This window comes from Thauera carbonicopians (genome assembly GCF_025699485.1).
Classification (GTDB): Bacteria; Pseudomonadota; Gammaproteobacteria; order Burkholderiales; family Rhodocyclaceae; genus Thauera.
The window spans coordinates 1-18,167 of record NZ_JANUXN010000032.1; the positions used below are offsets into that span (position 1 = coordinate 1).

Annotated in this window: 19 protein-coding genes and 1 pseudogene; 11 read left to right on the forward strand and 9 right to left on the reverse strand. The window is 67.2% G+C overall.

The window, feature by feature from the left end; translation table 11 throughout:
- Positions 1 to 145 precede the first annotated feature (145 nt).
- The 7 genes from NX068_RS20715 to NX068_RS20745 all read left to right on the forward strand — a co-directional run bounded on the left by NX068_RS20715 (position 146) and on the right by NX068_RS20745 (position 6,062).
- A complete protein-coding gene (locus NX068_RS20715; protein ID WP_263463133.1) occupies positions 146 to 1,042 on the forward strand; it encodes a toll/interleukin-1 receptor domain-containing protein in 897 nt (298 codons plus the stop codon).
- Positions 1,043 to 1,121: 79 nt separating this feature from the next.
- Positions 1,122 to 1,778 carry a leucine efflux protein LeuE gene (leuE, locus tag NX068_RS20720; protein WP_263463134.1) on the forward strand — a complete coding sequence of 219 codons (657 nt, stop codon included), beginning with the start codon at positions 1,122 to 1,124 and terminating at the stop codon, positions 1,776 to 1,778.
- 169 nt (positions 1,779 to 1,947) lie between these two features.
- Positions 1,948 to 2,538: a regulatory sequestration protein YfiR gene (gene yfiR, locus NX068_RS20725; protein WP_263463135.1), complete on the forward strand. Its 591-nt coding sequence runs from the start codon at positions 1,948 to 1,950 to the stop codon at positions 2,536 to 2,538.
- On the forward strand, positions 2,535 to 3,818 hold the full coding sequence (gene dgcN / locus NX068_RS20730) for a diguanylate cyclase DgcN/YfiN (protein ID WP_263463136.1): 1,284 nt from the start codon (positions 2,535 to 2,537) through the stop codon (positions 3,816 to 3,818). The genes yfiR and dgcN overlap by 4 nt, the downstream gene beginning before the upstream one ends.
- Positions 3,815 to 4,333, forward strand: a complete 519-nt coding sequence (gene yfiB, locus NX068_RS20735; protein ID WP_263463137.1) for an outer membrane lipoprotein YfiB — start codon at positions 3,815 to 3,817, stop codon at positions 4,331 to 4,333. Before dgcN ends, yfiB begins: the two co-directional genes overlap by 4 nt.
- Before the next feature lie 14 nt (positions 4,334 to 4,347).
- Positions 4,348 to 5,304 carry an ABC transporter ATP-binding protein gene (locus NX068_RS20740; RefSeq protein WP_263463138.1) on the forward strand — a complete coding sequence of 319 codons (957 nt, stop codon included), beginning with the start codon at positions 4,348 to 4,350 and terminating at the stop codon, positions 5,302 to 5,304.
- Positions 5,301 to 6,062: an ABC transporter permease gene (locus NX068_RS20745; protein WP_263463139.1), complete on the forward strand. Its 762-nt coding sequence runs from the start codon at positions 5,301 to 5,303 to the stop codon at positions 6,060 to 6,062. Before NX068_RS20740 ends, NX068_RS20745 begins: the two co-directional genes overlap by 4 nt.
- On the opposite strand, the gene NX068_RS20750 is transcribed toward NX068_RS20745, so the two are convergent.
- Positions 6,034 to 6,186 carry a hypothetical protein gene (locus NX068_RS20750; protein WP_263463140.1) on the reverse strand — a complete coding sequence of 51 codons (153 nt, stop codon included), beginning with the start codon at positions 6,184 to 6,186 and terminating at the stop codon, positions 6,034 to 6,036. The two genes, NX068_RS20745 and NX068_RS20750, sit on opposite strands and share 29 nt — an antisense overlap.
- Positions 6,187 to 6,234: 48 nt before the next feature.
- On the opposite strand from NX068_RS20750, the gene NX068_RS20755 reads away from it, so the two are divergent.
- Together NX068_RS20755 and NX068_RS20760 are read left to right on the forward strand one after the other, a co-directional pair.
- Positions 6,235 to 6,618: a type II toxin-antitoxin system RelE/ParE family toxin gene (locus tag NX068_RS20755; RefSeq protein ID WP_263463141.1), complete on the forward strand. Its 384-nt coding sequence runs from the start codon at positions 6,235 to 6,237 to the stop codon at positions 6,616 to 6,618.
- Positions 6,602 to 6,904: a helix-turn-helix domain-containing protein gene (locus NX068_RS20760; RefSeq protein ID WP_263463142.1), complete on the forward strand. Its 303-nt coding sequence runs from the start codon at positions 6,602 to 6,604 to the stop codon at positions 6,902 to 6,904. Before NX068_RS20755 ends, NX068_RS20760 begins: the two co-directional genes overlap by 17 nt.
- 87 nt (positions 6,905 to 6,991) lie before the next feature.
- Here the strand turns inward: NX068_RS20760 and NX068_RS20765 are convergent, their stop codons facing one another.
- From NX068_RS20765 to xdhA, 5 genes are all read right to left on the reverse strand, one after another.
- Complete coding sequence (locus NX068_RS20765; protein WP_263463143.1) at positions 6,992 to 7,588, reverse strand: Uma2 family endonuclease; 597 nt, start codon at positions 7,586 to 7,588, stop codon at positions 6,992 to 6,994.
- A 102-nt stretch (positions 7,589 to 7,690) separates the two neighbouring features.
- Positions 7,691 to 9,001, reverse strand: coding sequence for a guanine deaminase (gene guaD, locus NX068_RS20770; RefSeq protein ID WP_263463144.1), 1,311 nt, complete (start codon positions 8,999 to 9,001; stop codon positions 7,691 to 7,693).
- A gap of 58 nt (positions 9,002 to 9,059) precedes the next feature.
- Positions 9,060 to 10,106 (reverse strand): xanthine dehydrogenase accessory protein XdhC, encoded by a 1,047-nt coding sequence (xdhC, locus tag NX068_RS20775; RefSeq protein ID WP_263463145.1) that lies wholly within the window; start codon positions 10,104 to 10,106, stop codon positions 9,060 to 9,062.
- On the reverse strand, positions 10,103 to 12,454 hold the full coding sequence (gene xdhB / locus NX068_RS20780; RefSeq protein WP_263463146.1) for a xanthine dehydrogenase molybdopterin binding subunit: 2,352 nt from the start codon (positions 12,452 to 12,454) through the stop codon (positions 10,103 to 10,105). The genes xdhC and xdhB overlap by 4 nt, the downstream gene beginning before the upstream one ends.
- Before the next feature lie 9 nt (positions 12,455 to 12,463).
- Positions 12,464 to 13,963: a xanthine dehydrogenase small subunit gene (gene xdhA, locus NX068_RS20785; protein ID WP_263463147.1), complete on the reverse strand. Its 1,500-nt coding sequence runs from the start codon at positions 13,961 to 13,963 to the stop codon at positions 12,464 to 12,466.
- Positions 13,964 to 14,372: 409 nt separating this feature from the next.
- On the opposite strand from xdhA, the gene NX068_RS20790 reads away from it, so the two are divergent.
- A complete protein-coding gene (locus tag NX068_RS20790; RefSeq protein WP_263463148.1) occupies positions 14,373 to 15,128 on the forward strand; it encodes a GntR family transcriptional regulator in 756 nt (251 codons plus the stop codon).
- 242 nt (positions 15,129 to 15,370) lie between these two features.
- Positions 15,371 to 16,720 (forward strand): NCS2 family permease, encoded by a 1,350-nt coding sequence (locus tag NX068_RS20795; protein WP_263463149.1) that lies wholly within the window; start codon positions 15,371 to 15,373, stop codon positions 16,718 to 16,720.
- Positions 16,721 to 16,942: 222 nt separating this feature from the next.
- Here the strand turns inward: NX068_RS20795 and NX068_RS20800 are convergent, their stop codons facing one another.
- The 3 genes and pseudogenes from NX068_RS20800 to NX068_RS20810 form a co-directional block, all read right to left on the reverse strand.
- Complete coding sequence (locus tag NX068_RS20800) at positions 16,943 to 17,131, reverse strand: 4-oxalocrotonate tautomerase (RefSeq protein WP_327084838.1); 189 nt, start codon at positions 17,129 to 17,131, stop codon at positions 16,943 to 16,945.
- Positions 17,132 to 17,229: 98 nt separating this feature from the next.
- Positions 17,230 to 18,009, reverse strand: coding sequence for a class II aldolase/adducin family protein (locus tag NX068_RS20805; protein WP_263463151.1), 780 nt, complete (start codon positions 18,007 to 18,009; stop codon positions 17,230 to 17,232).
- A 57-nt stretch (positions 18,010 to 18,066) separates the two neighbouring features.
- A pseudogene (locus NX068_RS20810) lies at positions 18,067 to 18,167 on the reverse strand (ureidoglycolate lyase); the annotation flags it as partial.

Below are 18,167 nucleotides of genomic sequence, written 5' to 3' on the forward strand. Positions count from 1 at the left end.
AGCTGCACCGGCCGGTTTGACTGCCTATACGGCAGTCAAACTCTACCGCGCGGGTCTGGTTTAAAGATACAAGATGCAGCCGGAGGTGGCCGGCCTTCCATCCGCGTGCTTGAATGCAAGCGTGGCCCACTTCCGCTGAACGCCCGTGTCCAGCCTGTTCGTTTCCTATCGCCGTGAGGACAGCGCCGGCTTCGCCGGCCGGCTGACCGATGCGCTCGAGCAGCGCCTGGGCGTCGGCAGCGTGTTCCGCGACGTCGACGACATCCGGCCCGGCGCCGATTTCGAGATCGCCATCGAGCACAGCCTGCGGCAGGTCGAGGCCGTGCTGGTGGTCATCGGTCCGGGCTGGCTTGCTGCCAGCCGGGACGGCGAGCGCAGGCTGGACCGCGCCGACGATTACGTGCGGCGCGAAATCGAGTGTGCGCTGGCTTCCGGCAAGCCGGTGGTGCCGGTCCTGGTGGGGGGCGCGAAGATGCCGGCGGTGGAGGCATTGCCGCCGTCGCTGCGCGGGCTGGCGAACCGCCATGCGCTGTCGCTCGGCGATGCGTCGTGGGCGGCCGACCTGCAGCGGCTGCATGCCGCCCTCGAGCAGTGGCTGGCCGTCCCGGCGCCACGCCGGCGGCGCTGGTGGCCGGGGATGGCGGCGGCTGCCGCGCTGGCCGGCATGCTTGCCGCGGCCTGGCTGTGGAGCGGATCTTCCGCCCCGGGCCTGCAAGCGATGCAGGGGGTGTGGGAGGCGGACGTGAGCTACCCGTGGAACGTCGAGCTGCGGGAGCGCTTCGATCTCGTCGCGGACGGCGACACGGTCGAGGGCAGCGCAAGCTTCCTCGGTGTTCCGCGCCTGATCGAACAGGCGGACTGGCGCGACGGCCGGCTGCGCTTCGCCACCCGCGCCGAGTCCATTGCCGGCGGCGAGGCGGTGCAGGGCATGGTGCAGCACTATGAGGCCTGGGTCGATGGCGATGCCCTGCACGTGCGGCTGCAGATCCAGCGCGGCGGCAGCGTGGATGCGCCGCTCGAATTCGTCGCCGTGCGCCGCTGAAGGGCAAGCGCGTCTTGCTGGCTCGACGGCGAGTTGCATGGCAAAGTGACGGGCCTCCCATCTGCCTGCGAATGCGGCCATGTTTTACGGCATCACCGACCTGAGCACCTTCATCCTCGGCACCATCTTCATCGTGCTGCTGCCCGGCCCGAACTCGCTCTACGTCATGGCGACGGCTTCGCGCTGGGGTGTGGCAGCGGGCTATCGCGGCGCCCTCGGCATCTTCGTCGGCGACACCATCCTGATGCTGCTCGCCGTGCTGGGCATGGCTTCGCTGCTGCGTGCCACGCCCGAGCTGTTCATGGCGATCAAGTATGCCGGCGCGGCCTACCTGGCCTGGGTGGGGATCGGCCTGCTGCGCGCCAGCCTGGCCGCCTGGCGGCGCGGCGACCAAGCCGAGGCCGTGACCGGCCATCCCCAGGTGAGCGGCACGCCGCATCCTTTCCGCACCGCGCTGATCATCAGCCTGATGAATCCGAAGGCCATCCTGTTCTTCGTTTCCTTCTTCATCCAGTTCGTCGATCCGGCCTATGCCCACCCGGGGCTGTCCTTCGTGATCCTCGGCGTCATCGTGCAGATCTGCAGCGTGCTCTATCTGTCGGTGCTGATCTTCTCGGGCGCCAGGCTCGCGGCCCACTTCCGCCGCCATCGCCGCGCGGCGGCCGGTGCCACCGCAGGCGTGGGCGGCGTGTTCATCGGCTTCGGCGCCAAGCTGGCGACGGCGACGCTGGGTTGACGGGCCCGCGTACGGGCCCGCTGCATCGCGCCTGCAGCTTCCGGAAAAAGTGCATCCGCTTCCATCCTCGATGCTCGTGGAATCGCGTTTGCCGCGACCGCAGGGGCGCTTCGGGCTAGAATCACGGCCGGCACATGCTGGTTTGCACCGAGGTCCGGAACCGCCGCTGATGCCCGACGTGGCCACCTGGCGGTCGACTTCCGATGGAAACACCAACATGTTACGCAAGCTGATCATCTACTGCCTGGTGGCCGTGCCGCTCGCGAGCAGTGGCTGGTGCGTCCATGCCCAGGACGAGCCGGAAGCGTCGGCAGGCCGGCAACTGAGTGCCGCCGCCATCGTGTGGGGAATCATCGGCTACACGCGCTGGCCCGAGCCGCCCCAGCCCTTGCGGTTCTGTCTCATCGGCGGCAGCGAGCATGGCGGCACGCTGCACGGTGCAGATGGACACAGGCCGGAGTACGGTGTCGACGTGCATGAGGCGGTCACCGCAGAGGAAGCCGCGGAGCACTGCGACGTGTTGTACGTCGGCAGGCTGTCGCCGGAACACCTGACCTCACTGATCAAGATGCTCACCGGCCGGCCTGTGCTCACGATCGGCGAAGAACACGACTTCTGTTCCTTCGGCGGCATGTTCTGCCTGGACGATCGTCCCGACAGGAAGAGCTTCGCGGCCAACCTCGATGCCATCTCCCGCAGCGGGCTGCGCGTCAATCCCCAAGTCCTGCGGCTGACCGAGCAGTTGCCGAGCCAGCCATGACGAGCATCAAACGGACCACTCTTTTCCAGGCCTTGCGCCGGATGTACACCGATTCGACCGTGCTGGCGATCACGCTGGCCGGCATGGCGCTGTTCGTTCTGACCCTGATCACGCTGAGGGCGCAGCTCGAGCAGCATCTGCAGCTCGTCGCGCGCACCATCGCCTACTCCGCCGAGGCTGCCGTCCTCTTCGAGGACCAGCGGACGGCTGCCGAGATCCTGCTGCAGATCGCCGAGCGCGAACAGCTCAGGGAGGCCAGCGTCAGCACGGTGGACGGGCGCACGCTGGCCAGGCACCGATACCGCGGCAACGGCATGCTCGGTCATTTTGACGAAGCTGTCGGGCGCCTGCTTTTCCCCGAACCCATCGCTGCCGAGATCCGCTCCGGCAGCAAGCACATCGGCAACGTGGTGGTGCATGGCAACGGTGCGCGCTTCATCATCTACACGCTGCAGGCCGTCGGCATCGGCCTGGGCAGCATCGCGCTGTTCTTTTATGCCGCGAGCCGCCTGGCGGGGCGGATGTCGCAGCGCATCACCGCTCAGCTCGAGGCGCTCGCCTCGGCCACCCACGGTGCCCGGCTGCAGCAGGACTTCAACCGCCGCGTGCCGCCGCTGGACATCGTCGAATTCGACCAGCTCGGCAAGGACTTCAACGCCTTGTTCGCCGAACTCCATGCCCGCAACGTCGAACTGATCGCGCGCCAGTCCAGCCTGGAAGTGGCGAACCAGACCTTGTCCCGGCTTGCGCTGCGCGATGGCCTGACCGGTCTGGCCAACCGGCGCGGCTTCACCGAACGGCTGGAGAAGGCGCTGGACGAAGCCTGTGACTCGGACGGCAAGGTCGGCGTGCTGTACCTGGACAACGACCGCTTCAAGCAGGTCAATGACCAGTACGGCCATGCCGCCGGCGATGCGCTGCTGGTGGAAGTCGCAGATCGCATCCGCAACTGCATCCGCGACACCGACCTCGTCGCCCGCCTGGGCGGCGACGAGTTCACGGTATTGCTGGATTCGGTGCGCGACGTCGATGATGCCGTCCTGGTGGCCGACAAGATCCTGGCGGCGATGGCAGCGCCGTTCGAAATCGGCGAAGCACGGGTGGCGCCTGCCGTCAGCATAGGTATCGCCCTGTACCCCGAGCATGCGCGGACTGCGGATCAACTCCTCACCGCAGCGGATCAGGCCATGTACGCCGCGAAACAGAACGGGCGCGGGCAGTTCCGGATCTTCGGCTCCGCCACCCGTCGTCGCCTCAATCACGGAGAGTCAAGCGAATGAATCACCCCATTGTCCGCTCCGGCCCAGGCGGTTTCCTGGTCCGATGCTTCCTGGCGCTGGCGGCAGCATTGCTGCTTGCGGCCTGCCAGACGACGCCCAACAAGTACGGCCTCAGCGCCAAGCAGATCGCCGCGCTCGAGCGCATGGGGTTCGTCGAAATGGAGGATGGCTGGGGCCGGAGCCTGAATGGCAGCATCCTGTTCAAGAGCGATACCGACCAGATCTCGAACGAGGCGTCGGCCATCATCGAACGCGTCGTCGACACGCTGCAGAGCATCGGCATCGATGCCGTGCGCGTCGAAGGCCATACCGACAACACCGGCACGCCCGACTACAACATGGCGCTGGCGGAGCGGCGGGCCGGCGCCGTCGCACGCGAGCTTGCGCGCCACGGCCTGCCTCACGACAACATCGTCCGCCGCAGTTTCGGCAGCATGCGCCCGATCGCCGACAATGCCACCGCGGACGGGCGTGCGCAGAACCGCCGCGTGGCCATCATCGTGCCGGCGATGTGAGCGGCGGGCCGGGCATGCAGCACATCATTTCCATTGCCGGACTTTCCAAGACCTACGCCGGCGGCTTCGCCGCGCTGAAAGGGGTGGACCTGGACATCCGGCGCGGTGAGATATTCGCCCTGCTGGGGCCCAACGGCGCCGGCAAGACCACGCTGATCAGCATCGTCTGCGGCCTGGTCAACCCGACTGCCGGGCGGGTGACGGTGGGCGGCCACGACATCATCCGCGACTACCGCGCCGCACGGGCGATGATCGGCCTGGTACCGCAGGAGCTGACCACCGATGCCTTCGAGTCGGTGTGGAACACCGTCAGCTTCAGCCGCGGCCTGTTCGGCAAGCCGGCGAACCCGGCCTACATCGAGGAAGTGCTGAAGGCGCTGTCGCTGTGGAGCAAGAAGGACGCCCGCTTGGTGTCGCTGTCCGGCGGCATGAAGCGGCGGGTGCTGATCGCCAAGGCGTTGTCGCACGAACCGCAGATCCTGTTCCTCGACGAGCCGACCGCCGGCGTGGACGTCGAACTGCGCCACGACATGTGGCAACTGGTGCGCCGCCTGCGCGACGCCGGCGTCACCGTGATCCTGACCACCCACTACATCGAGGAAGCCGAGGAAATGGCCGACCGCGTGGGCGTGGTCAGCAAGGGCGAGCTGATCCTGGTCGAGGACAAGGACACGCTGATGCGCAAGTTCGGCGGCAAGCGCCTGACGCTGCAGCTGGCCGCGCCGCTGGCGGAGATTCCGCCCGCGCTGGCGCGCTACGGCCTGGTGCTGGGCAAGGGCGGCAGCGAGCTGGTGTATCACTACGAAGGCGAAGGCGGCGGGCAGGACACCGCCATCGCCGAGCTGCTGCACGACCTGGGCAGCGCGGGCATCGGCTTTGCCGACCTGCATACCGAGCAGCGTTCGCTGGAAGACATCTTCGTCGGCCTGGTCAGCGAGCGCGGGCAGAACCAGAGGGGAGGACAAGGATGAACTGGCAGGCCGTTCGCGCCATTTACCACTTCGAGATGGCCCGCACCCGCCGCACGCTGCTGCAGAGCGTGATGGCGCCGGTGATTTCCACCTCGCTGTACTTCGTCGTCTTCGGCTCGGCGATCGGCGGCTACATTCCGGAAGTCGAGGGCGTCAGCTACGGCGCCTTCATCGTGCCCGGCCTGATCATGCTCAACCTGCTGACGCAGAGCGTGTCGAACGCCACTTTCGCGATCTTCTTCCCGAAGTTCTCGCGCACCATCTACGAAGTGCTGTCGGCGCCGATATCGCATTTCGAGATCGTCGCCAGCTACGTCGGCGCGGCCGCCACCAAGGCGATCATGCTGAGCCTGATCATCCTCGCCACCGCCACGCTGTTCGTGCCGCTGCGCATCGAGCATCCGCTGTGGATGCTGTTCTTCCTCGTGCTGACCGCGCTGACCTTCAGCCTGCTGGGCTTCATCCTCGGCATCTGGGCGGACAACTTCGAGAAGCTGCAACTGGTGCCGCTACTCGTCATCACGCCGCTGACCTTCCTCGGCGGCAGCTTCTACTCCATCGACATGCTGCCGCCGCTGTGGCGGACGGTGAGCCTGTTCAACCCGGTGGTGTACCTGGTCAGCGGCTTCCGCTGGAGCTTCTACGGCAGCGCCGACGTCGCCGTCGGTGTCAGCATCGGCATGGCGCTGCTGTTCCTGGCGGTGTTCATCGTCATCGTGATGTGGATGTTCAGGACGGGCTACCGGCTGAAGCCGTGACGGACGCGGCGGCGTCGACGCCTTCGAACACTTCGTCCAGCCCGATCTCCAGTTCCAGCGAAGCCAGCACCAGCGCCCGCGCGCTGTCGTGGGTGGCGAGCAGCTCCTTCTGGGGCGGTACCACGACGAGGCGTAAAAGTGTACCCGTTTCGGGTATAGTCTGGAGGTCGAGATGACGCACATCCTCAAACGGAAGGACTTCGCACGGTGGCAGGCGGGAGAGAAGTTGCCTGATGCCGCCTTGTGCAAGGCGGTCAAGGAAATGGAGAACGGTCTGATCGACGCCGACTTGGATGGCTTCCTCTACAAGAAGCGGGTGGCCCGCCCAGGTGGCGGCAAGAGCGGTGGCTATCGCACGTTGCTGTCGGCCAGGATGGGGGACCGCTATGTGTTCCTGCATGGTTTCCCCAAGAGCGACAAGGCGAACATCACCCAGGACGAGAAGAGGGCGCTCCAATTTGCCGGCAAGGTGTTTCTGGAACTATCTGGTCAAGCCTTGTCGCAGGCATTGAAGTCAGGTGTTTTAGTGGAGATGCATTGTGAGCAAGATCATTGAATCGCTGCGTGGCGACCTGGCTGAGCTCCATGAAGCCGGAGCGATCAGCAAGGTGACGATGCGCGAGTTCGACGCGATCTGCCCACCGCCGGTGCGGGAGTTTGGCCCGGCTGACATCAAGCGCCTGCGCGAAGGATTGAAGTTCAGCCAGCCGGTGTTTGCACTTCATCTGCATACGTCGGCATCGACTGTGCGCAAGTGGGAACAAGGCGAAACCCACCCCACTGGCCCGGCACTCAAGCTACTGAACATCATTGCCGACAAGGGTTTGCAGGCCATCATCTGATCGGGCGCCTACTGCAAGAAATCGAAGTTGCTGACACGTCACCCGGTATGGCGCTGCTGGTGTTCATCGCCATCGTGATGTGGATGTTCAGGACGGGCTACCGGTTGAAGCCGTGACCGGTTCGCGGTCGAGTCCCTCGAACACTTCGTCCAGCCCGATTTCCAGTTCCAGCGAAGCCAGCACCAGCGCCCGTGCGCTGTCGTGGGTGGCGAGCAGCCAATCGCCGGACGGCAGGCGGCGGAAGATCTCCAGGCTGCGGCGATCGGCATCGACCAGCACGTATTCCTGCAGGCTGTCGAGCAGGCGATAGGCGGCGAATTTCTGTCCGCGGTCGTAGGCGGCGGTGCTGTCGCTGAGCACTTCGATGATCACACGAGGATGGTGCAGCACACGATCGGCAGCGAGGTCTTCGGGGTGGCAGCTGACCATCACGTCGGGGTAATACACTGCGTCGGCGCGCTCCACTTCGAGTTGCATGTCTGCAATGTACGGACGGCAGGGGCTGCCGCGCAGACGCTGGTGAAGTGCAGCGTAGCAGTTGCCGGCAACGAGGACGTGAACCTGGCGGGCTCCGGCTTGCGCAAAAACCTCGCCAGCAACGTATTCGTGCTTGATTTCCTGTTCCGATTCCCAGACAAGGAAGTCTTGGCGTTCGAAGCGGGGAGCGGGTTGGGGCAGGACCATGATCGGCTCTCGGCAGGGTGCGCGACAGACGGAGTTTAACCCTGCGGCGACGTGCTTGCAGGGCGCAAGGTCAGTTCAGCTTTTCCGTCGGCCCCTTCCAGCTCAACCGGGGCGCTGCCAGGCAGGCTTGCCGAGTACGTGAGTTGCTGCGACGGTTCGATCGTCGCCCAGCATCATCAGCACGAACAGGCGCTCATCCAGCGTCTGCGCGGCCTGCATGCGCCGCGCCAGCAGCGGCGTCGCAGCCGGGTCGAGGACGACGAAGTCGGCTTCCTTGCCGGGCAGGAAGTTGCCGATTCTGTCGTCCAGATAGAGGCTGTGCGCGCCGCCCAGGGTGGCGAGGTGGAAGGCGCTCGCGGCCGACAGTTTCTGGCTTTTGAGCTGCAGCACCTTGTAGGCCTCGTTCAGCGTCTGCAGCATCGAGAAGCTGGTGCCGGCGCCGACGTCGGTGCCGATGCCGACGCGCAGGCCCATTTCGCGCGCGCGGTCGAGGTCGAACAGGCCGGAGCCGAGGAAGAGGTTGGAGGTTGGGCAGAAGCTGATCGCGCTGCCGGTGTCGGCCATGCGCTGGCGGTCGGTGTCGTCCAGCCAGATGCAGTGGGCGTAGACCGCGCGCTTGCCGAGCTGGCCGAAGCGGTCGTAGACGTCCAGGTAGCTGCGCGCCTCGGGGTAGAGTTCGGCGACCCAGGCGACTTCGCCCTGGTTCTCGGCGACGTGGGACTGCAGGTATAGCCCGGGATGCTCGGCGTACAGGCGGCCGGCGAGTGTCATCTGCTCGGGGGTCGAGGTCGCGGCGAAGCGCGGCGTGACGGCGTACTGCAGGCGGCCGCGGCCGTGCCAGCGTTCGATCAGGGCTTTCGATTCGGCGTAGCCGCTTTCGGCGGTATCGCGCAGGAAGTCCGGGCAGTGGCGATCCATCATCACCTTGCCCGAGATCATCCGCATGCGCCGCGTCAGCGCGGCTTCGAACAGCGCGTCGACCGAGCTTGCATGCACGGTGGCGAAGGCAAGGGCGGTGGTGGTGCCGTTGCGCAGCAACTCGTCGCAGAAGAATTCGGCGACGGCCTGCGCGTGTTCCGGATCGGCGAAGCGGGCTTCGGCGGGGAAGGTGTATTTCTCCAGCCAGGCCAGCAACTGCTCGCCATGGCTGGCGATGATGTCGGTCTGGGTGTAGTGGATGTGGGTGTCGACGAAGCCGGGCATGATCAGCTTGCCGCGGTAGTCGGTCAGCGGTACGTCGACCGGCAGGCGGGCGAGCAGTTCGGCGGCGGGGCCGATTTCGGCGACGTGGCCGTCCCGAATCAGCAGCAGGCCGTCGGCGAAGTGTTCGATGGCGGCCTCGCCGTGGCTGGCGGGGTCGGCGAGGAAGTGCAGGATCTCGCCGCGGACGGCGTGCAGGTCGGCAGAGTTCATGTCGGGCAGACTCGGAAAGGCGTTCGGAACGGGGCGGCAGGAGGGACGAGTGTCGTCGTCATGCCGCGCGGTGGCGCTGTACGGGACGTGCGGCGAGCGAAGCGCCGCGCAGCTGCAGCACCTCGGCGGCGATTGCGATGGCGATGACTTCGGGCTCCTTGCAGGCGAGGCCGGGGGCGCCGATCGGGCAGTGCAGGCGGGCGATCGCCTGTTCGCCGTAACCGCGTGCGCGCAGGCGCTGCTCGAAGCTGGTCCGCTTGCTCTGCGAGCCGATCAGGCCGCAGAAGCGGAAGTCGCCGCGGTCGAGGATGGCGCGCACCAGGTCGAAATCGAGCGCGTGGCTGTGGGTCAGCACCAGGAAGACGGCATCGGCCGGGGCTGCGCGCACTTCGGCTTCGGGGACGTCGGTGCAGCACACTTCGACGTTGTCCGCGACCGTGGCGGGGAATTCCTCTTCGCGGCTATCGACCCAGCGCACCCGCATCGGCAGGCGGCCGAAGACGTCGGCAAGCGCACGGCCGACGTGGCCGGCACCGAACAGCACGACCTGAAGCTCCGGCGGCAGGCTGACGTCGAGCAGCGTTTCGGCGCGGCCAACGGTTTCGCCCGCCAGCAGTGCGGCGCTGTCGGCAGTGCCGGCGAGCAGGCTGCGGGCGCGCTCGGTGAGCCGTGCATCGCCGAGCAGCTCGGCCGATTCTTCGCCGAACACACGGACGCTGCCATCGGTCAGGGAGACGAGGCGGCCCCAGGGGCGCCCTGCGGCAGTGCGTGTCCGCGCTGCTTCGACCCATTCGCGCTGCGCTGAGCCGACCGGCTCGAAGGTGAGCTGCATCACACCGCCGCAGCACTGGCCGACGCTGGCGCCGAGCGGGAAGCGCACCAGGCTGGGCAGCTCGGCGCCGTCGGTCAGGAACTGGCGGGCGAGGGCGATCGCGCGCAGTTCGAGCTGGCCGCCGCCGATGGTGCCGTGGCAGGCATCGGCGTCGACGATCATGCGGGTGCCGGGTGCGCGCGGCGTCGAGCCGCGGGCGGCGGCGACGGTCACCAGCACGGCCGGGATCCCATTGGCCACCGACTGCGCGAGCCGTTCGATCCAGGGTGTCATGGCTGGATCTCCTTGCTGCAGGCTGCCTGCACCGCCTCGACAGCGTCGAGGATCGCCTCGGGCGTCGCCGGCGCGCGCAGCGGCGGATTGGTCCGGCCGTCGCCGGCCGCGGCAATGGCGTCGCGGATCGCCAGCAGCACCGAGAAGGGCAGCAGCAGCGGCGGCTCGCCGACGGCCTTCGAGCGCAGGATGGTGTCTTCGTGGTTGTGGTTCTGGAACAGCCGGGTGTGGAACTCGGCCGGGCAGTCGTGGGTGGCGGGGATCTTGTAGGTCGAGGGCGCGTGCGTCATCAGCCGGCCGTCCTTGTTCCACCACAGCTCTTCGGTCGTCAGCCAGCCCATGCCCTGGATGAAGGCACCTTCGACCTGGCCGATGTCGATCGCCGGATTGATCGAGTTGCCGGCGTCGTGCAGCAAGTCGGCGCGTTGCAGCCGCCATTCGCCGGTCAGGGTGTCGACCAGCACCTCGGACACCGCGGCGCCGTAGGCGAAGTAGTAGAAGGGGCGGCCGGTCAGGGTATTGCGATCCCAGCTCAGCCCGGGCGTCGCGTAGAAGCCTTCCGACCACAGTTGCACGCGGGCCTCGTAAGCGCGTACCACCAGTTCGGTAAAGGGCAATGTGGTCTCGCCGATTTCCACCTGGCCGTTGTTGAAGCGCACCGCGTCGGCATCGATACTCCCGCCTCCGTATGTGTTGGCGGCGAACTCGGCCAGGCGCAGGCGAATGCGGCGGGCGGCATCCTCGGCCGCCTTGCCGTTGAGGTCGGCGCCGGTGGAGGCGGCGGTGGCCGAGGTGTTGGCGACCTTGCTGGTGTCGGCGGCGGTGGCGCGCACCTGCGCCAGCGGGATGCCGAGCTCGTTGGCGACGACTTGGCAGACCTTGGTGTTGAGGCCCTGGCCCATCTCGGTGCCGCCGTGGTTCACCAGCACCGAGCCGTCGGTGTAGATGTGGACCAGCGCGCCGGCCTGGTTGAAGTGGGCGACGTTGAAGGAGATGCCGAACTTCAGCGGCGTCAGCGCCAGGCCCTTCTTCAGCACCGGGCTGGTCGCGTTGAAGGTGGCGATCTCGCGCCGGCGTTCGCGGTAGTTGCTGCTGGCTTCGAGTTCGGCCACCAGTTCGTGGATCACGTTGTCCTCGACGCGCTGGCCGTAGGGCGTGAGGTCGCGGCCCTCGTCACCGTAGAAATTCAGCTTGCGCACGTCGAGTGGGTCGCGGCCGACTTCGCGGGCGATGCTGTCGATGATGTACTCGATCGCGAGTGCCCCCTGCGGTCCGCCGAAGCCGCGGAAGGCGGTGTTCGACTGGGTGTTGGTGCGGGCGCAGAGCGCGCGGATATCGACGTCGGACAGGTAGTAGGTGTTGTCGAAGTGGCAGATCGCGCGCGTCGCCACCGGCCCCGACAGGTCGGCCGAGAAGCCGGCCCGCGCGGTCATCTCGATGCGGGCGGCGAGGATGCGGCCGTCGTCGTCGAAGCCGACTTCATAGTCGTAGTGGAAGTCGTGGCGCTTGCCGGTGATCATCATGTCGTCGTCGCGGTCGGGGCGCAGCTTGACCGGGCGGCGCAGGCGCCAGGCGGCCAGCGCGGCGACGCAGGCGAACAATGCCGACTGCGATTCCTTGCCGCCGAAGCCGCCGCCCATGCGCCGCATCTCGACGACGACCTGGTTCGCCGCCAGGCCCAGCGCATGGCCGACGACGTGCTGCATCTCGGTGGGGTGCTGGGTGGAGCACCACAGATGGATGCAGCCGTCCTCGCGCGGCGCGGCATACGAGATCTGGCCTTCGAGGTAGAACTGTTCCTGGCCGCCGACCTGCCACTTGCCGGCGAGCCGGTGCGGCGCGGCGGCGAGGCGGGCGGCGGGTTCGCCGCGCACCAGCTGCATCGGCGGCAGCACGAGGCTGTTCTGCTGCGTTGCCTGCAGCGGATCGAGCACGGCGGGCAGCGGCTCGTAGACCACTTCGGCGCGGCGGGCGGCGCGGCGCGCGAGTTCGTGAGTCTGCGCGATCACGGCGAAGATCGGCTGGCCGACGTAGTGCACGACGCCGTCGGCAAGGATGGGATCGTCGTGGATGATCGGTCCGCAGTCGTTGCTGCCGGGTATGTCGGCGGCGGTGAGCACCGCGATGACGCCCGGCATGATCCGCACCGCGTCGAGGCCGAGCGAGACGATGCGCGCATGGGCCTGGGACGACAGGCCCAGCGCGGCATGGGCCGTGCCGGCGAGTTCGCGGATGTCGTCTACATAAGTGGCTTCGCCGCTGACGTGCAGGTGGGCCGATTCGTGCGGGTGGCCGTGGTGCGCGGCTGGGATGGCCTGCGCTTCCTGGGGGAGAGTTTCGGCTTTCATCGGACGGCCTCAGGGCTGGGCAGCGAAGGTGTCGAAGGCGGCGAACACGCGCGTCTGCCGGGTGTCGAGCGGTGCTTCGGCGCGGGTCTCGAGGTGGAAGCGGCGCAGCAGGTTGGCAGCCGCGCGGCGGCGGTAGCCGGCGCTGGCGCGCAGGTCGCCGAGCGGTGCGTAGTCCTGGTCCAGCGCCTGCAGGGCGTCGGCCAGCGCGGCTTCGTCCCAGCGCCGGCCATCGAGTGCCGCCTCGGTGCGCGCGGCGCGCCGGGAGGTCGCCGCCATGCCGCCGAAGGCGATGCGCGGGGCACGGATGACGCCGTTTTCGAGCTGCAGGGCGAAGGCCGCGCACACGGCGGAGATGTCGGAATCGAAGCGCTTCGACAGTTTCCAGCTGCGGAAGCGCAGCGCCGGCGTGCGCAAGGGCACTTCGACCGCCTCGACGATCTCGTCTGCGGCGAGGTCCTTCTTCATGTAGTCGAGGTAGAAGGCTTCGAGCGGCAGCGTGCGGCGGCCTTGCATGCCGTGCAGCACGACGCGGGCGCCGAGGGCGATCAGCGCCGGCGCCGAATCGCCGATCGGCGAGCCGTTGGCGATGTTGCCGCCGAGCGTGCCGGCATTGCGCACCGGCAGCGAGGCGAAGCGTTCCCACAGCTCGCCCAGTTCCGGATAGTGCCGGCACAGCGCAGCGTAGGCATCGCTCAGCGACACTGCCGCGCCGATGCGCAGAAAGCCGTCCTGCTCGCAGACATGTTGCAGTTCCTCGACCCGGCCGATCTGGATCAGGTCGCCGACGTCGCGGAACTGCTTGTTCACCCACAGGCCGATGTCGGTACAGCCGGCGAGCAGGGTGGCCTCGGGCTTGCCGCTGCGCAGCGCGACGAGTTCGGCCAGCGTGCGGGGGGCGTGGAAATGCTGCTCGCCGGCGGCATAGTCGAAGCCGGCGCTGCGGCGCAGCGCGAGCAGGGCGGTGCGCACGGCCTCGCGGTCCAGGTTCTGTTTGGGCAGCTCGAACATGCGCTCGCCGGCTTCGATGATCGGCCGGTAGCCGGTGCAGCGGCACAGGTTGCCGGTCAGCTGGCTGCGGATGCGCGCGGCATCGGGGCGCTCGCCGGCCGGGACGCAGTCGTTGTAGAGATCCCACAGCGACATCACGAAGCCGGGCGTGCAGAAGCCGCATTGCGAGCCGTGGCAGTCGACCATCGCCTGCTGCACCGGATGCAGGCTGCCGCCGGTCTGGCGGCGCAGGTATTCGACGGTGAACACGGCCTTGCCGTCGAGTGCCGGCACGAACTGGATGCAGGCATTGAGGCTGTGAAGCCGCAGCTCGTCTCCCTCGCCGCTCAGTTCGCCGACGACCACGGTACAGGCGCCGCAGTCGCCCTCGCCGCAACCTTCCTTGGTACCGGTCAGGCCGCCGTGGATGCGCAGCCAGCTCAGCAGGCTGGTGGTGGTGGCGACGCCGGAGACCTCGACCGGCTCGCCATTGAGCAGAAAGCGGATTGCATCTGCGCCCATTGTCTTCTCCAGTGTGGAGCATGTGCTGTGCAGGTCGACCCGCGAAAGGCGGAAGCGGTTGCACTGTGCCATGCCTGTGTTCGTTGTCGGTGCCGGTGGGGCATGCCGCGGCAGCGATGCGATCTTGGTGATTGATTACATGATTGTCAACAATTTTCAGAGACCCCTGATGGGCGCTCGTGGAGGCATCGGAGCGTGCATTCCGGGGCGGAAAGCACGTCTGGCCGCGGCTTGCGCGCCGGCCGCACGGGAGCGCTGCAGTGCCTGCGGTGGCGAAAGCGAAATGTGCGGAATCACGATCTCGTTATAATCCTTTCCCTTGCGGCGGCAAGGTAGGCGCGTGCAACAGGCGCGTGCAACGGGCACGCGTAGCAAGCGCGTGCAATGGGCGTGCGCAGGAGGAGATGCGGTGGGCGAGGCGGAGCAAGCGGGCAGTACGCAGGAAGGGGCGGCACGCCGGGCCGGCAAGGCGCCGTCGACCGAAGAGACCCAGCGCGTGTTCGAATCCCTGCGCAATGCGGTGCTCGACCAGCGCCTGCCGCCGGGCCTGCAGCTCAAGGAGCAGGCACTCGCCGATGCCTTCGGCGTGAATCGTGCGGTGGTCCGCCAGGCGCTCGCCAGGCTGGAGATCTATCGCCTGGTCACGCATGCGCCCAATCGCGGCGTATTCGTCGCCCATCCGTCCGCGGCTGAGGGACGCGACCTGTTCACCGCCCGCCGCTACATCGAGGCGGCCATCGTCGAACTGGCGGTCGAACGTCTGAAGGACGCCGACATCGCGCGCCTGCGTGCGCTGGTGCGGCAGGAGCGGCAGGCCTACGAGGCCCAGGATGTGCGCAAGGCACTGCGACTGTCGGTCGATTTCCATCTGCAGCTCGCCGATGCCGTCGGCAACACCGTGCTGGCGTCCTTCCTCGACGAGATCGTGACCCGCATGCCGCTGGTCGTGCTTGCCCATCGCCGGGAATCGCCGCCCGCCTGCATGCTCGACGACCACGAACAGATTCTCGATGCCATCGCTGCCGGCGATGCCGGCCGTGCCCGTGCGCTGATGATCGAGCATGTCGGCCACCTGGAGGGCCGGGTGTCGCTCGACCGCGGCACGCAGCAGGGCGATTCGGGGATCGCTCGTCTGTTGGGGCTGGAGGAAGGCTGCGGATCATGAAATGGGCTGCAGCCCCTATGTTCAGTGGTTCATATGCAAAACCTGATAAGTATTATCAGGAATCCGGTATGGAAGGGGTGGGGGAACGCTGCCTAGACTGCGAACGCCGTCGTCACCAAAATTGTTAACAAATTGGTGGCGTCGGCCGGAGCATGTCCGGTAGGCAGCGCAGCCGTAGCGGGCGTCCAGAAAACACCAACGAGAGCCGATGCGCAATTGCCGCCGGCACCGAGGAGACATTGATGCAACCCCAGACTTCGACCACGGCTGCCGAGCCCGCAACCCCGGCTCTTCCCGACAGCTGGCTGGAGCGCCGCTTCCGCCTGACCGAGCACGGCACCAACGTGCGCACCGAGCTGTTCGCCGGCCTGACGACCTTCGTCACGATGGCCTACATCATCTTCGTCAACCCGATGATCATGGCTGCCGCCGGCATGGACCACGGCGCCGCCTTCGTCGCCACCTGCATCGGTTCGGCGTTGAGCAGCCTGCTGATGGGCTTCTACGCCAACTGGCCGGTCGGCCTGGCGCCGGGCATGGGGCTCAATGCCTTCTTCACCTACACCGTGGTCGGCGAGATGGGCTACAGCTGGGAAGTGGCGCTGGGAGCGGTGCTGCTGTCCGGCCTGCTGTTCATGCTGATCAGCTTCACCGGCCTGCGCCAGTGGCTGCTCGACAGCATCCCGCGCAGCCTGCGTTTCGCCATGGGGGCGGGCGTCGGGCTCTTCCTCGGCCTGATCGGGCTCAAGCTCGCCGGCATCGTCGTGCCCAGCGAAGCCACGCTGGTGGCGATGGGTTCGATGCTGGAGCTGCCGGCGGCGCTCGCCGGGCTGTGCTTCCTGATGATCGGCGTGCTGAGCCACTTCAACGTGTTCGGCGGGATCCTGATCAGCATCCTGACGGTCACTTTCCTCGGCTGGACCGCGGGCATCGTCGAATACGGCGGCGTGGTGTCGATGCCGCCCAGCCTGGCGCCGACGCTGCTGGCGATGGACGTGGCCGGTGCCTTCGACGTGGCGATGATCAGCGTCATCCTCGCCTTCCTGTTCGTGAATCTGTTCGATACCGCCGGTACGCTGATGGGGGTGGCGCACCGCGCCAAGCTGGAGAAGCCCGACGGCAGCATCGAGAAATTGTCCGAGGCGGTGAGGGTCGACAGCACGGCGAGCGTGCTCGGCGCCTGTGTCGGCTGCCCGCCGGTGACGAGCTATGTCGAGAGCTGCGCGGGCGTGGCCGCGGGCGGGCGTACCGGTCTGACCGCGATCGTCGTCGGCCTGCTGTTCCTGGTGGCGATGTTCTTCGCGCCGCTGGCCGGCATGATCCCGGGTTATGCCACCGCCGGCGCGCTGATCTACGTGGCGATGCTGATGAGCACCGGGCTGGCCCACATCGAGTGGGAAGACCTTACCGACACCATTCCGGCAATCGTCACCGCGGTGATGATGCCGCTGACCTTCTCGATCGCCAACGGCATCGCGCTCGGCTTCGTCTGCTACGTCGTGCTGAAGTTCTGCACCGGGCAGTTCAATCGCATCTCGCCCGCGCTGTACGTGCTGTTCGTGCTCTTCGTCGCCAAGTTCATCTTCCTGTAAGGAAGCTCGATCGGCAGCGCCCCCGTAGAAGCGTTCAACCGGGGGCGCCTGGGCCGCGAAACCGGCCTTGGAAACTGCATCGCAGCCTTGTTCGCGGCTGGGCGTCCCCGGCTCGGCGTCCCCGGCCGAAGCCGCTTCCACGAAATATGAAAAGCAGGGTTGCCGGCGCCGCCCGTCGATCGAGACGGTAATGGTGCTCGTCAGCCTGTTCGAACCTCTCGTTCAGTCGCGTTCCGACCACATCACGCCGCCGGTCGCCCAGTTCTCGCGCTTGACGTCGGTCAGGATGATGTCGACCGCGCCGGGCTCGCATTCGAGCACGCGGCAGGTTTCCTTCGTCAGCGCCTCGACGAGTTCGCGCTTCTTCTCCGGGCTGCGGCCTTCGAACAGTTCGATGTGCATGGTGGGCATGATGTGCTCCTGCTGTGGATGTAGGTCGGGGAGAGACATCTTGTCCGGAGGATATCCCGGCTGGGGATGCCTTTCGAACAAGAATGAGGGCTTGGTGTTCAGCGTGTGAAGCCGGGGTCCGCACGCATCAGGCCGCGCAGCAGCGCCGGCCATTCCAGTTCGCCTTCGGGCTCGGGGTCGGCGGTGAGCTGTGCGTGGGTGCGCGCCAGCACCTCGTCGGGCGGCATCGCCACCGCGCCGGCGGCCATCGCCGCGAGCTGGATGCGGCAGGCCTTGTCCAGCGTGTCCATCAGCACGAAGGCTTCGGCCACCGTGCGGCCGCAGGTCAGGGTGCCATGGTTGCGCAGCATCATCGCGCGGTGTGTGCCGAGTTCGGCGATGAACTGCGCCTGCTCTTCGGCGCCGAAAGTCAGGCCCTGGTAGTCGTGATAGCCGATGTCGCGCCAGAAGCGCATCGCGTGCTGGGACAGCGGCAGCAGTCCGTCGCGCAGCGCGGAGACGGCGATGCCGGCGTCGGTGTGCAGGTGGATCACGCAGTGGGCGTCGGCGCGGGCGCGATGCACCGCGCCGTGGATGGCGAAGCCGCTCGGGTTGGCGCTGCGGCCGCTGCCGTCGGTGACGCGGCCTTCGAGGTCGATCGTCAGCAGGCTGGAAGCGGTGATCTCGTCGAAGGTCTGGCCGAAGGCGTTGATCAGGAAAATATCGCCGCGCCCCGGCAGGCGCAGCGAGATGTGAGTGTAGATGAGGTCTGTCCAGCCTCTTGCGGCGGCGAGGCGGTAGCAGGCAGCTAGATCGACGCGGGCGCGCCACTCTTCGGCGTTGAAGCCCTCGGGACATTCCGCATACGGGCATCCGGCAAAGGCGTCGAGATCATCCATGGCGTCGGCTCCGTTTGCTGGCCTGAGTCTGCAGGCGCTGTGAATCGGCGATTCCGGTCAGGGGTTCCGGTCGGCGATGATGCCGTGGCGTTCGAGCTGGATCTCGTCGCAGTTGTGTCCGGGTCCCTTGCGGTCGATGACGATGAAGTCGCAGACGC

Coding starts and splice junctions, on each gene's coding strand:
- leuE (WP_263463134.1), top strand. CDS start 1,122: ATGTTTTACGGCATCACCGACCTGAGCACCTTCATCCTCGGCACCATC.
- yfiR (WP_263463135.1), top strand. CDS start 1,948: ATGCCCGACGTGGCCACCTGGCGGTCGACTTCCGATGGAAACACCAAC.
- dgcN (WP_263463136.1), top strand. CDS start 2,535: ATGACGAGCATCAAACGGACCACTCTTTTCCAGGCCTTGCGCCGGATG.
- yfiB (WP_263463137.1), top strand. CDS start 3,815: ATGAATCACCCCATTGTCCGCTCCGGCCCAGGCGGTTTCCTGGTCCGA.
- NX068_RS20740 (WP_263463138.1), top strand. CDS start 4,348: ATGCAGCACATCATTTCCATTGCCGGACTTTCCAAGACCTACGCCGGC.
- NX068_RS20745 (WP_263463139.1), top strand. CDS start 5,301: ATGAACTGGCAGGCCGTTCGCGCCATTTACCACTTCGAGATGGCCCGC.
- NX068_RS20755 (WP_263463141.1), top strand. CDS start 6,235: ATGACGCACATCCTCAAACGGAAGGACTTCGCACGGTGGCAGGCGGGA.
- NX068_RS20765 (WP_263463143.1), bottom strand. CDS start 7,588: ATGGTCCTGCCCCAACCCGCTCCCCGCTTCGAACGCCAAGACTTCCTT.
- guaD (WP_263463144.1), bottom strand. CDS start 9,001: ATGAACTCTGCCGACCTGCACGCCGTCCGCGGCGAGATCCTGCACTTC.
- xdhC (WP_263463145.1), bottom strand. CDS start 10,106: ATGACACCCTGGATCGAACGGCTCGCGCAGTCGGTGGCCAATGGGATC.
- xdhB (WP_263463146.1), bottom strand. CDS start 12,454: ATGAAAGCCGAAACTCTCCCCCAGGAAGCGCAGGCCATCCCAGCCGCG.
- xdhA (WP_263463147.1), bottom strand. CDS start 13,963: ATGGGCGCAGATGCAATCCGCTTTCTGCTCAATGGCGAGCCGGTCGAG.
- NX068_RS20795 (WP_263463149.1), top strand. CDS start 15,371: ATGCAACCCCAGACTTCGACCACGGCTGCCGAGCCCGCAACCCCGGCT.
- NX068_RS20800 (WP_327084838.1), bottom strand. CDS start 17,131: ATGCCCACCATGCACATCGAACTGTTCGAAGGCCGCAGCCCGGAGAAG.
- NX068_RS20805 (WP_263463151.1), bottom strand. CDS start 18,009: ATGGATGATCTCGACGCCTTTGCCGGATGCCCGTATGCGGAATGTCCC.